We start from the raw sequence: 12,710 nt of genomic DNA, 5'->3' as shown, positions 1-12,710 counted from the left end.
GCAATTCCAACAGACAGATGAATGCACGAATGTTCTAGACTCACCTCCTGACGTCAGCGATAACCAATCGCTTTCATCGATTCAGGTGTTTTATGCCTTCCACACACTGGATAGATCTCGCTCGCGACCTTGATACAGGCATCGAGACGCTGCACGCGCACTTTCAGGGGCATGCCTATGATCCCCATTGGCATGACAGCTATCTGGTGGGTGTTACCCGGCAAGGTGTGCAGCAATTCAATTGCCGCCGTCAGCGCCATGCCAGCACGCCCGGGCAGGTGTTCACACTGGAACCGGGAGAAATCCATGATGGCAATGCCCCGTGCGCCGAAGGGTTCACCTATCAGATGCTGTACCTGGACCCGCATTGGCTGAGCCGGGAGCTAAGCGGGTTGTTCGAACAGGCTCCCGACCAGCATTTGCCTTCTTTCGCCAACACCCTGCAAACCGAATCACGGCTGGCTCACGCGGTCACGTTCGCTTTCACGGCGCTGCATCAAAAAGAACTACGCATCGTTCGTCAAAGCGCGTTGGATGAATTACTGGCGCAGCTCATTGATCGGGTGCATTGGCGACGCATGATCGATCCCGATCCGCGCTTGCCGCAGGTGGCCTTGCGGGCGAGGGATTATCTGCACGCGCATCTGCATCAAGACGTGGGCATGAACGAGTTGGCAGCTGTTTGTGGCGTTGACCGCTTTCGCCTGACGCGAGCGTTCAAGGCCGCCTTCGGCCTGCCGCCTCATGCATATCTGGTACAGCTGCGCTTGGCCAAGGCTCGTCGAATGCTGGCAGCCGGAATCTGGCCCGCTCAGGTGGCCAGCGATCTGGGCTTTGCTGACCAAAGCCATCTGGGCCGCTGGTTCATGCGCGCCTACGGACTGAGCCCGGCGGCCTATCGCTTGCGCTGCTCAAACCTTCCAGACTGATCCTGTGGTATGTCGCAGCATGGGCTTTTTCAGCCCTGGATTGCCGATTATGCTGCCTTTCATTCTGTTCGCCTTGGTCGCCTCGATTACCCCCGGGCCCACCAACATCCTGGTATTAAGCAACAGTGCCCGCTTCGGCTGGCGCGCCGTCGTACCGTTGATTCTGGGAGCCTGCACCGGCGCTGCACTGTTGGTGTTGCTCGTCGGCATGGGTGTCGGCCACTCACTGCTCGCGATCCCCAATGCTCAGCGCGTCATGGCATGGGTCGGCGTGCTGTGGCTGACCTGGCTGGCCTGGAAGATAGGTGCCAGCCCGACCGACTCAATCGAGCGGCAAAACAGCCTGCCGATGGGCTTTATCGGTGGCGCAGCACTGCAAGTAGTAAATCCCAAGACCTGGGTCATGGCGCTGGCGGTGGTCAGTGTATTCAGCCAGAGCAACCCGGTGTCTTACCTGGCGCTGGTGTTCTTTCTGATTTCCTTGCCCTGCCTCGGCAGCTGGGCGTTGATGGGCGCAGGCTCGACCCGCTGGCTCACATCGCCTTGGCGAGTGAAGTGCATGAATAGAGTGCTGGCGGTTTTGTTGCTGCTGGCGGCGTGGATCGGTTTTATGGACAGTGTCTGAACGTGTGCGGCATGGGTTGGCAGCAGGCACGCGAGGAGTCGGCTTCATTTCAAATCAAAGGCTGCTCTTGTCGAGCAACTCGACTATTTGCTTGTGACGTGAGTTTTGCTCTTCAACTTGCTGGTTTGCTCTGCGGTCGTCATCTCTTTTCACCGCAGAGCTTATATGGCGTCAGACTATTCCGGTGCTTGCGCGCCGCTGGTCCTGGACAGCTCAGCAGGTCGTGTTGCCGCATTGAAGAAAGCCAAGTGATAGGCCAGGCCGACGAACACCGCGCCGCCCACCGCGTTACCCAAAAATACCGGGACGAAATTGTCGCCGAACTGCGCCCAGCTCAAGGCGCCGGCAAAGATCGCTGCAGGAATGACGAACATGTTGGCGACGATGTGCTGAAAGCCGATCGCGACGAATGCCATCACCGGAAACCACATGCCGACCACTTTACCGATCACGTCCTTGCTCGCGTAGCTGAGCCACACCGCCAGGCACACCAGCCAATTGCAGCCAATACCCGAGATGAATGCCTGTTCGAAGCTGGCCCCCACCTTGGCATTGGCGATGGCCACAGTCTTGGCCATGAATGCGCCTTCAGTCAGCCCCACCACATGGCCGAAACAATAGGCTACGAACAGCGCGCCGATCAGGTTGGCCAGCGTCACCAGTACCCAGTTGCGCACCAACTGACCCAGACCGATACGCCCGGCGAACAGCGCCATGGGCAGGCTCATCATGTTGCCGGTCAGCAACTCGCCACCGGCCAGCACCACCAGAATCAGCCCGACCGGAAACACCACAGCGCCAAGCAGATTGCCCAGCGACGCCCACTCGTGAGGGATCATGGTGCTGACATGAATATCGAGAAGAAACCCGAGGGCAATGAAAGCCCCTGCCAGAAAGCCCAGGATCATCAACGACGACAGGCCCAAGTGGGCTTTCTTGACGCCACTTTCGACGGCAATTTCAGCGATTTGCTGCGGGGTGTTCAGAGACATGGTGGGCTCGTGCGTGGTCGTGGGCTGAGCGTGGGGAGCAGAAGCTCAAGCGGTGCGCGCATCTGTCGCACGGGGAAACAACGTTACGGAATGTTTCGAAGGATGGCTAATCGGATGTTTTGATCGGGTGATTGAGAGGGTCGATGACTGGACTTACAGTTGTTTGGTTGGCAGGTCTGTAGTGGGTCAACTAAACCCGATCACTGAGTTGTCAGCGAACGAGCCATCTTGGAAACGCTGACTCAAGCGCTCAAGCCAGCGGATTCTGATGCAACTGTAGGCAACGGAGCAAGGCGCCAAGGCTTCTGTAGGACGTGTACTCGTTCCGCAACACGATCCGGTTTTTTACTTCATCCGGCTTGGTATTGCCTGACATCACCCCATAACTATTCCTGTATCCATGAACAGCAAGGACAGACCATGACCAACTCAACCGAAACCGCCATCCTTGCCGGCGGCTGCTTCTGGGGCATGCAAGATTTATTGCGACGCTACCCCGGCGTGCTGCATACGCGAGTCGGCTACACCGGTGGTGACGTACCGAACGCCACCTACCGCAACCACGGCAATCATGCCGAAGCGATTGAGATCGTGTTTGACCCGGCGGTGATCAGCTACCGGCAGATTCTTGAGTTCTTTTTCCAGATCCATGACCCGAGCACGCCTAACCGGCAGGGCAATGATCTTGGACCAAGCTATCGTTCGGCGATTTACTACCTGAGCGAACAGCAAAGGGATATTGCCGAAGATACCGCGGCTGACGTGGACGCCTCCAAGCTGTGGCCGGGGCGTGTGGTCACACAAATCGAGCCCGCCAGCGAGTTCTGGGAGGCGGAGCCGGAGCATCAGGATTATCTGGAGCGGATACCGAACGGGTATACCTGTCACTTCATCCGGCCGAACTGGAAGTTGCCCAAGCGGGCTTGAACCTGAATTGCACCGGGAAAGGCTGGGATAGGGGAGAGCGCAAAGCTGACCTGTATCTGAGAGATACCACCCAGAAACACAAAAGCCGCGCAATGCGCGGCTTTCAAAGGTGGTGGGCCCACACGGACTCGAACCGTGGACCAAAGGATTATGAGTTGCTGGGCGAAGTGCTATGCCTAGAGAAATCGTGCGTAGGTGAACGTAGGTTGGCATAGCTGGAGGCCCCGTCTTAACTGGTGTTGAGCGTAATTTTGAGAAGCCGAAACAAGCTGAGCACTGTACCCTAGCTGTTACTGCTCCGGCGGCGAATCCTCAATGAGTATTTGTCTACAAATGATTTGAATAGACGGCCAAGACAGCAGGCGTAACGGGAGCGATGTTTGTTGCTAAGACATCCAGAAACTCAAGGCACCAGCAGCAATAATTGACTCATCTGTGGAATCATTCAGCTTCCATCAGACTCTGCGTCCCCGGACGTACCCGACGCAAGCGCTAGGGGACGCAACAAGTTTTGAGCGATCCGCCTTCCCCTGAAACCATTCACATGACCTAAGTAATGATCATGGAGCCTATAGGCGAGTTTCCTCGGGGCAGCCGAATGAAGGCAAGCGAAGCTTCGCTGTGATACCAGCAGTTGCGATGCCACTCGAGGGCTATGGGCCGGATGAGTCCGCCCAAATCGTGCGTCGCCTCCTATGACGCCGTGGCGTAGAGGGCGTTGTGCTCCCTGGCTCCAACCATTATTTAGGGTAATATATGCTGGCTGGTCAGTGAGTCATATGCGTGGCGTTTTTTACTGAGGATCGTCAGGGTTAGTCGCCTATAGATCCCTGCTCACGAAGGATACGGCTGGCAGGGGACCTTAGGTTGCGTTGCCTCTAAATAAACGTTGTGGATAGTAAAATGATAGGTGTAGATCTTTTTTCGGGGGCGGGTGGGATGTCTCTCGGCGCAAGGATGGCGGGTGTAGATGTGCAGGTGGTTGTAGAAGCTGACCGGTATGCGGCAAGCACCTACCTGCATAATCACAAGCCGAAGCATGGAATATTCGTCAACGATATACGAAATTTTACGCCATTTGATTTGGGTAAAACCCAAAAAAATGGATTGATTGTCTTTGGGGGGCCGCCTTGTCAAGGGTTTTCAACCTCTAATCAGCGAACTCGTTCCGCAGAGAATGACAAAAACTGGTTGTTTGAGCAATTCGTAAGAGTTGTTAAAGAGTACAATCCGGACTGGGTTGTATTTGAAAATGTCCGTGGGATTTTGGAAACAGAAGGCGGTATTTTTGTAGATCAAATTACCAAACAATTTGAAAAATTAGGATACACAGTCAGTGCAGATCTACTGCATGCTGCTGACTATGGCGTTCCTCAAAAAAGAGCGCGTTTCTTCATCGTGGGATCTCGTCATGGAATATCATACAAATTCCCTAAGCCAACGCACCTCAAACCATTAACAGTTGCAATGGCTCTTGAAGATCTACCTGCTTTGGAAAATGGTGCTGCAATTTGTAATCTGCCATACGCAAAAAAAGCGACGAACCCTTATACGATACAGCTTCGTGGTCAATTGGAAAGTTGTAGCAATCATCTGGTCACAAAGAATAATAATATGATTATTGAGCGTTATGCCCATATCCCCCAGGGAGGAAACTGGGAAGATATACCCAATCATCTGATGTCTAACTATGCAGATAAGTCAAGATGCCATACAGGGATTTATCGTAGGCTGAGTGCTGATGAGCCATCTGTTGTAATTGGCAATTATAGGAAGAATATGCTGATACACCCTACGCAACATAGAGGGCTCTCTGTTCGTGAAGCAGCGAGATTACAGTCTTTTCCAGACGATTTCGTGTTTGATGGATCAATTGGTTTTCAGCAACAGCAAGTAGGTAATGCGGTCCCCCCGTTGCTTGCAAAAGCTATTTTTAATTCCTTAGTCTCGCAGATGTAGGGGCATATAGTGAATCTCGATAAAAATTCGCTTGAGCCTATAGAAGTTTGGTTTACAGAGCGCCAAGGCGATACTAAAGCGTTCCCAAATGGTGCTAATAATTATTTTGACAAGTATTGGCAAATAAAACAGTATCTTGCGGATAATATATATCCGTATATAGGTGCTGGAACTTCTGCTGAGGATGGGGGCATATATACCGATCACAGTATTGACCATTTTAACTGCGTTATTCGATATGCGGGTAAGCTCCTAGGTCTTCCAGATGATTACAGCGCTGGCAACACAGCAACGATCGATTTAGGTCCGTATGAAGTCTTTATCATGCTGGTTTCCATCTTGGTGCATGATGCGGGTAATATTGAGGGGCGTAGAGGCCACGAGAAGCATCCGCAAAAAATCTTGGAGAAATATTGCAAAACTCAGATACCTGACAAGTTTGAAGCAAAACCCATTGCAGATATAGCTCAGGCTCACGGTGGGAAGGCCAAAGATGCACGTGGCAATATATCTAAAGATACATTTTCCTTGCTAAGACACGATGACGACTATGGTGGCAAGCACTACAGGCCGAAGCTAATAGCTGCAATTGTTCGATTTGCAGACGAGATATGTGAGGACAGAAGTCGCGCATCCGCATATCTTATAAGCGAAAATAAACTTCCAGAAAAAAGTGAAGTATATCATCAGTATGCTGCATCTATAACTAGTGTTGATGTTGATGCTCGGAGTAAGCGAATAAATATCAAGTTTGAAATACCCAGGGATGTTATAACTAGAAGGTTCGGTAAAGATGTAGGTAAGGAAATGCCTAAACGTTGCTTTCTAATCGATGAGATTAACGAGCGATTAGAGAAAATGTATTATGAGCTTTTATACTGTAAGCCACATTTGATCGAAGTTATGCATATCAATCAGATCAGAGCTACTATTGCTATCTATGACCTTACCAGCGATGGCGTTTTGGGCGGTATACTTGAGTCAAAAGTTTTTGAGTTGAAAGAAGAGGGGTATCCTACCAGCGGATTTTCATTTAAAAGGTCTCATCCGGAATGGTGTGGGCAGGCTCTAAAGAAGAAAATCACTGCCGTAGTAAAGGAGCTTAAATGAACCCTTTCTCAATAAAAACGCCAGAGACTCTAACTCCAGATAATATCGCAAGCTTATTTGTTGATGTGTTTTCTGATTTTCCGAGAATACTCGCACAGGAGCATACTTTTATTCAGGGGGCTAGAGGCACTGGGAAAAGTATGATGCTGCGTTATTTAGAGCCTCTAGTGCAGCTTGCCGCTCATCAGGTAAGTGAAGTATCTGAACTTAAACATTTCTCCGTGCATGTTCCAATCAAGACAGCTAATTACTGCCTGGCTGAGCTTGAACGTTTGGACGGTGCTCCATATTGGCTGCTTGCGGAGCATTTGCTGATACTAAATGCCTCTTACCATATCGCATCCTCAGTGGAAAATTTGTTTGACTCTGAGGAGTACTCAAAAGACCCTGAAATCAGAAAGTATGTAAGTGATGTTATTGATTTAACGATTGCATCTGGCAGTATAATTGATAGTTCAAATAACGGTAGTGATTTGAAATATCTTCCTCGTCTTTTTTCGCGTGAGCGTGCTGCTGCTAAACATTATGTTGGGAAACTGTCTTTCATTAAAGAAATGGTTCCTTATGAAGGAGCTATCTTTAGCTATGAAGACTTCTTTCTGCCCTATATAAGGCTTACTAAGAAGTTAAGTTGCTCGCCAAGTGGGCCGATATTTTTAATGCTGGATGACGCAGACAATCTCCCACTGCGTATGCAACAGATATTGAATGACTGGGTGTCATATAGAACAACTAACGATATCTGTTTGAAAGTTTCCGTTCAAAAGAAATATAAAACATGGAGGACAAGCCAAGGTATATTGATCGAAAGCCCGCACGACTACGCAGATATAGATATCAATACTTTCTACACATCTAAGCAATATAGCAATTATTATGACAGGGTTGAGAAAATAGTTCAAAGAAGGCTTGAAATGGCCGGGTTTAAAAATACAAATCCAATTGACTTTTTTCCAGCTAATGAACTACAAAATAAAGAGCTTTCTGATATTGCTGAAAAAATAAAACTGGATTGGGATGGTGGAGAAAAAGTCTCCAGTAGAAAGTCTGATGATGTTCGCCGATATGCTGTTTCTGAGTACCTAAAAGCCTTAGCGAAAGACAAAAAAACCAACATGTACAGCTACGCGGGCTTTAGATCGTTAGTCGATTTGTCCTCTGGAATGGTGCGCTTTTTTTTGGAGTCCGCATCTAGGATGTACTCAGAGCTTGTCGCCAACCATAATGCAATTAATTATGAATGCATCCCAATTGAAGTACAGGATAGAGTTCTTTATAAGTGGTCTGAAGAATATGCCCTTGCTGAATTAGACAAAATAAAATCAGATGAAACTTCCCAAAGTATAGTCAATTTAAGAAAAGTCGAAAGATTAAAGCGACTTATAAATTCATTTGGTGAATGTTTTCAGAAAAAACTTGTATCCTCTGATAGTGAGCGCCACTTCATTTCCTTTATGGTGACGAGGGAGACCTCATATGAAGTACAGGAAGTTCTAGATCTTGCAATTGAGTGGGGATATTTGACCGTTAAAACCATTGCAAGAAAAGAGGGTGCCGGCAGAAATTTAGTGTATACAATGAATCGTAGGTTGGCGCCTCATTTTAAGTTAGATCCATCCGGGTATGCTGCTCATATGTCTGTAACGCCGGAGCATTTGTTATTAGCTATAGAAAATCCAAGAGCTTTCATTAGTGCTCGCTTAAAGGTAAGCGATCCTTCAATTCCAGAAATCCAGAAATCACTAAATTTTGAGGATTGACTAAATGAAAAATCCTATTATTTCGAAAAAGATTCAATCTGATCTCCCAGCTCAAATTGACTGCATGCTTGTTTGTGCGAGCTATGAAAACCGATGCCTGACAGTTAGTGAAAGTTTTGAAAGTTCTCGTATATCAAGCCTATGCCTGCTTTATTTCGGGAAATACGAAAATTCAAGCCGCGTTCACATGGAGAAATACAAAGAAAAGTTCAATGTCCGTTCTTACGAGATGGATATTTCTAGACCAACGACTACCGCTGATGCATTAATTGACTACTTTACGACAATCTTGGAAGAAGTGGAGCATCCAAATGTGGTGGTGGATATATCTACCTTTACTAGAGAAAGCCTACTGATTACCATGAGGTACCTCCAAGTAAATAAGGGAAGGCTTGGAGATGTATATATATTCTACAGAGTTGCAGAGGCATCGAGCCAGCTGAGTGAGGAAGTAGTACAGATTAGATCTGTTTTAGGATATATGGGCGATTTCATTTCTGAGCGTCCGTTGCATTTGATCTTGCTGTCTGGCTTTGAGTATGAACGTGCAAAAGAAATTATAGATAATTTGGAGCCGGATTTTATATCAATTGGTTACGGAGATAAAGGAAGGTCAATATCATCATCTTCATATGAGCGGAATAAAGAGCTTACTGAGAAATTGCTTGGCTATTATCCGCCAGAGTTAGTAAAAGTTTTCTGTCACTCGTTAAAAGATCCCAATGAAGTCAGAAACGATTTAAAAGAAATCATTGGTTCTAGAAGCGGTTGTAATGTTGTCCTCGCTCCATTGAATAACAAGTTATCCACCGTTGGGGCGGGGTTGGCGGCTATAGATAATCCTAGTGTACAGGTATGCTATGCGGAAGTTGGAAGCTATAACGAAACTGCTTATTCCAACTGCAAGGATGACTGCTTTATTTATAAGCTGGAAATATAGTGGTGTATAAATTACAGCTTCTGTACCTGTCAGACTTTAAAAATGCAGCGTGATGCATCATGGTATTGCTACGTTAGTAGATAGGGTTAGGTCGTCACGATCTGATAGTGCGTGCTGTGGCTACCTATAGCCTTCTCGAAAAGAAAGTTCAGGTCGCCGCCTAGCTGAGGAACGGGCTAACTAGTTTGCAATTGCTTTTGTGATGTCCCGATTAGTATAAATTCATCTTCACACAATCCCTAAAGAAAAGGCAGAGCATTGAAGAAGTCGCACATTGATAAATTGAGCTTGGCCATTTCAGTTTGTGCATTGGGCCTTTCGCTATGGCAGGGGTATCAGCAGAGAGTACAAAACCATGTTGCTGTTGAGCCAAGGATCAATGCCTATTTCAAGCTCGACGGCAAAACGGACCAGAATGGCCTTTACGTTTTCAACAATGGTTTAGGTCCTGCCTATGTTGAAAGCCTTGAAGTAGCGGTCGATGGCAAACCTGTTACGGACAATAGTTACGGCCGATTCGGTGGTGCCGTTCAATTAATGCGCCTTGGTACTGATTGTCTCACTATAGGCGAGCCTCGCCCCAATGACTCTCTGAAACTAAGTGAAGAAATTGGCCTAATTGAGATAAGCAAAAGTGCTCCCATTGCGTGTGCGCTTACAAAGTTGTTGCTTGGGTCCGAAATCCAGCAACACCTGGATTTTACCCTCATAGTGAAATCCATTTACGGTGACCGGTTTCGGTACAATTTCAAGAATAATATCCAGACTACGCTTTGATTCGCATCGATAGCGCTCTTGCTTGTGCCGCTACGCGGATCCGTGGATTTCATTATATTAGTCTGGCGAAAAGCAGTACCCGCGATGAATATGTTGCACGCCTAGATGATCGCACAGCGTGACCTCGTGCCCGAAGGCTCAGCCATCAGCAAAGCACTCGATTACTGCCTGAGACGCTGAGCAGCGCTGTCCCGCTACCTCAATGACGGGGCCGTACCCATTGACAAAATTGGGCCGAGAACCAGATCCGGCCATGGGCATTTGGACGCAAGAACTGGCTCTTTGCAGTATCGTTGCGCAGCGGCAAACGAGCGGCGGCGATTATGAGTTTGATCCAATCTGCGCGGCTGTATGGCTATGATTCGTACGCTTATATAAAAGATGTCCTCGCGCAACTGCCGACTCAGCGAGCGAGTGAAATCGGTCAGTTGCTGCCGCACAAGTGGCAGCTGGATTAAGTACTCTGACGGGATGCCCGCATGAATAGCTCAAAAGCTATAAGGCTGAAGCTCTGTAATCTGAGAAAGCAGTATCAGATGCTCGACAGCTTTTAATTTTTCAAGATGCTCAAGTGTATCCGGCCCGCCAAGCGTTAATGCCGGGACAAAGCCATACATTTCATCGTGACGTAAGACGCCGATTTTTTTCCTTGCGGGTTTAAAAAGCCCACCATAATCGTCATTATCTATATTTCTGGTTAGTAAGAAATTCTGTAGCTGTTTATCCATATGCTCTGATCCGAGCGTTGAGTTGAATTCTATATATCTAGATAAAATGCTGGTTATATTAAGGGCGGCTCCAGTTTTTTCACCCCAAAAATATAAGTCGCCAAAAGCGCTGCGGGCGATTATATGGTAAGTATCGAGTTTTTCAAATTTAGTCCCTTCAATCCAGGAGGCCACTACACCTTCATATTCTTGCGGATTGACTAGCCAAAAAATTCCGTCACCGTAACCGCACCAGCCGTGTTCGGCCCAATACTCTAAAAGTAAATTTGGTAGCTTACCTTGGTAACGATCAATACTTGATACTGGTACTTCTTGGCGATCAACAGGGTCGCCAAACTTTTCTATAAATCTAGCGAATACTCTGTCCATTGACGCGGCCTCACTGATTAGCATTTATGTAATTTCACATTAAGAAAGGTTGACTCTCGCATTGACTGAGGTATGTTTTCAGCCTCTTTTTTTAAATTCTGTATTTTATTTCTCCACTGCGGACCAATGCTTGAATTTACCTGTTTGTCACCAAAGTCCGCAATAACGTCCTTGCCGCCAGCACTCAAGTCAGGGTTATGTAGCCCTGCAAGGCTTGACATCACTTCCTTCGTTTTTTTGATAGCTGCGTCCTCTGCATCAAGCACGTCCATGGTGTGCGAAAATTCATCTTGAAATCTTTGTTGAAGGTCGGTTTGTAGTTTTTTTCGAGCCATCGTAGCAGCTGCTTTGCTACGTTTTATAGGATTAGCAATATTCTCCAAATACTCATCAACTGTCAGCCGATTCAGCCCGTCCTCTTGCCCCTTCAATTGCCTTTCGAATTCCCCAATCTTGGACGCTGGCATCTTGTCTGCCTTGAAGCATTCGACGTTATGGAGCGGCATGGTATTTGGCTTGCCCTTGGGCGGCTCTTTGTCTTTTCCAGATGGGCGGTTCGGTGTTGGTTCCTGCGGCCCAAGTGCGCCTCTGCGAGGTTCTGCCGTTTGTAGGTCAGGGTGTTTTTTCAATGCTTCTTCGTGCTTGAGCATCCACTGGCCAAGCTTTGCACCTCGCTCGCTAGTTCTCATTTCGGTTGCAAGCACACTTGCGTTTCCGCGGCCTCGCGTCAGATAAGCAACGATAGCGCTTAGCAGGAGAATCACTACGGCCTCATGGGAGCGTGCAATATCCCACGCACCTTGTTGTGCCGCCATGCTGTCATTGGAAAAGGAACTCAACGGATTACCGGTTCGCTCTCGAGGGCCGTTCCAAGCGGTGGAAACCCCACGAATGTAGCCCGTAGCTATTGGCTTAAGGCCTTCTGTGAAGAATTCAGCAATCGAGGCCAGCCCCAGTACGCCAAGAATCCACGTTCCCGCTTGCACACCGACCAGTGCTCCTGCCGTTGCGCCTGGGAACGCGCCGATGCCGCCTGCAAGTAATCCGATCCCTCCACCTATCGTAGCGCCAGTTAACGCACTGCCGATAATGATCATGGCCATGTCGACCACTGAGCTAATCATCTCATCAAGGATGCTTCGAATATCAAGGTCAGAAAAGCGCTTCAGGATGCTGTTAGCGGCCTCTTTTTCGCCCAAACCACACGCTCGGCGAACACATCTGACTCGGCGATATATCAGATCGATACTAGGTACATTTATGGAGTTGGGTGGGCTGAGAGGATTCATGCCCCTTTCGCGTTCCCCTAGGCCGCGCTTACTAAATAGGCGTTCGGCATAAGCCTCGATATCGAGCCAGCTGGGGATCCTTGTCCATAAAGGCATTCACCGCTCCTGCGTTCTGGGTTAATTGGAGAAGGTAAGCTTTGTGCCAGGCTCTGTCAAAAGCGATCTCAAGGGCCCCCAGAAACACAAAAGCCGCGCAATGCGCGGCTTTCAAAGGTGGTGGGCCCACACGGACTCGAACCGTGGACCAAAGGATTATGAGTCCTCTGCTCTAACCAACTGAGCTATGGGCCCTCAGTAGGCCGCGG

11 protein-coding genes, 1 tRNA gene and 1 pseudogene are annotated in these 12,710 nt (G+C 48.4%); 9 read left to right on the top strand and 4 right to left on the bottom strand.

The window, feature by feature from the left end; all coding sequences use genetic code 11:
• Nucleotides 1-92 precede the first annotated feature (92 nt).
• Complete coding sequence (locus KP808_RS23180; RefSeq protein WP_122258477.1) at nucleotides 93-929, top strand: AraC family transcriptional regulator; 837 nt, start codon at nucleotides 93-95, stop codon at nucleotides 927-929.
• A gap of 49 nt (nucleotides 930-978) precedes the next feature.
• A complete protein-coding gene (locus KP808_RS23175) occupies nucleotides 979-1,554 on the top strand; it encodes a LysE family translocator (RefSeq protein WP_122258478.1) in 576 nt (191 codons plus the stop codon).
• A gap of 176 nt (nucleotides 1,555-1,730) precedes the next feature.
• Here KP808_RS23175 and KP808_RS23170 read toward each other — a convergent pair whose 3' ends face one another.
• On the bottom strand, nucleotides 1,731-2,546 hold the full coding sequence (locus KP808_RS23170; RefSeq protein WP_046236951.1) for a formate/nitrite transporter family protein: 816 nt from the start codon (nucleotides 2,544-2,546) through the stop codon (nucleotides 1,731-1,733).
• Nucleotides 2,547-2,966: 420 nt separating this feature from the next.
• Between KP808_RS23170 and msrA the strand changes: the two genes are divergently transcribed.
• The 7 genes and pseudogenes from msrA to KP808_RS23135 all read left to right on the top strand — a co-directional run.
• Nucleotides 2,967-3,473 carry a peptide-methionine (S)-S-oxide reductase MsrA gene (gene msrA / locus KP808_RS23165; RefSeq protein WP_024663355.1) on the top strand — a complete coding sequence of 169 codons (507 nt, stop codon included), beginning with the start codon at nucleotides 2,967-2,969 and terminating at the stop codon, nucleotides 3,471-3,473.
• 903 nt (nucleotides 3,474-4,376) lie between these two features.
• On the top strand, nucleotides 4,377-5,432 hold the full coding sequence (locus KP808_RS23160) for a DNA cytosine methyltransferase (RefSeq protein WP_230016984.1): 1,056 nt from the start codon (nucleotides 4,377-4,379) through the stop codon (nucleotides 5,430-5,432).
• Between the two features lie 9 nt (nucleotides 5,433-5,441).
• Nucleotides 5,442-6,542: an HD domain-containing protein gene (locus KP808_RS23155; protein WP_230016983.1), complete on the top strand. Its 1,101-nt coding sequence runs from the start codon at nucleotides 5,442-5,444 to the stop codon at nucleotides 6,540-6,542.
• Nucleotides 6,539-8,302, top strand: a complete 1,764-nt coding sequence (locus KP808_RS23150; protein WP_230016979.1) for an ORC-CDC6 family AAA ATPase — start codon at nucleotides 6,539-6,541, stop codon at nucleotides 8,300-8,302. Before KP808_RS23155 ends, KP808_RS23150 begins: the two co-directional genes overlap by 4 nt.
• 4 nt (nucleotides 8,303-8,306) lie before the next feature.
• On the top strand, nucleotides 8,307-9,242 hold the full coding sequence (locus KP808_RS23145) for a hypothetical protein (protein ID WP_230016977.1): 936 nt from the start codon (nucleotides 8,307-8,309) through the stop codon (nucleotides 9,240-9,242).
• A gap of 258 nt (nucleotides 9,243-9,500) precedes the next feature.
• Entirely contained in the window at nucleotides 9,501-10,019 is a 519-nt protein-coding gene (locus KP808_RS23140; RefSeq protein WP_230016976.1) for a hypothetical protein, read from the top strand.
• Nucleotides 10,020-10,124: 105 nt separating this feature from the next.
• Nucleotides 10,125-10,477: pseudogene (locus KP808_RS23135) on the top strand (IS66 family transposase); the annotation flags it as partial.
• Between the two features lie 30 nt (nucleotides 10,478-10,507).
• Here the strand turns inward: KP808_RS23135 and KP808_RS23130 are convergent.
• The 3 genes from KP808_RS23130 to KP808_RS23120 all read right to left on the bottom strand — a co-directional run bounded on the left by KP808_RS23130 (nucleotide 10,508) and on the right by KP808_RS23120 (nucleotide 12,696).
• Nucleotides 10,508-11,116, bottom strand: a complete 609-nt coding sequence (locus tag KP808_RS23130; protein ID WP_230016974.1) for a GAD-like domain-containing protein — start codon at nucleotides 11,114-11,116, stop codon at nucleotides 10,508-10,510.
• Nucleotides 11,117-11,133: 17 nt separating this feature from the next.
• The gene (locus tag KP808_RS23125; protein ID WP_230016973.1) at nucleotides 11,134-12,501 is read right to left on the bottom strand and encodes a DUF6861 domain-containing protein; all 1,368 of its coding nucleotides are present in this window, start codon (nucleotides 12,499-12,501) and stop codon (nucleotides 11,134-11,136) included.
• Between the two features lie 118 nt (nucleotides 12,502-12,619).
• Nucleotides 12,620-12,696, bottom strand: a tRNA-Ile gene (locus KP808_RS23120).
• Between the last annotated feature and the right edge of the window lie 14 nt (nucleotides 12,697-12,710).

This window comes from Pseudomonas savastanoi (assembly GCF_020917325.1).
Taxonomy (GTDB): domain Bacteria; phylum Pseudomonadota; class Gammaproteobacteria; order Pseudomonadales; family Pseudomonadaceae; genus Aquipseudomonas; species Aquipseudomonas amygdali.
This window is presented reverse-complemented; position numbering and strand designations above follow the sequence as displayed.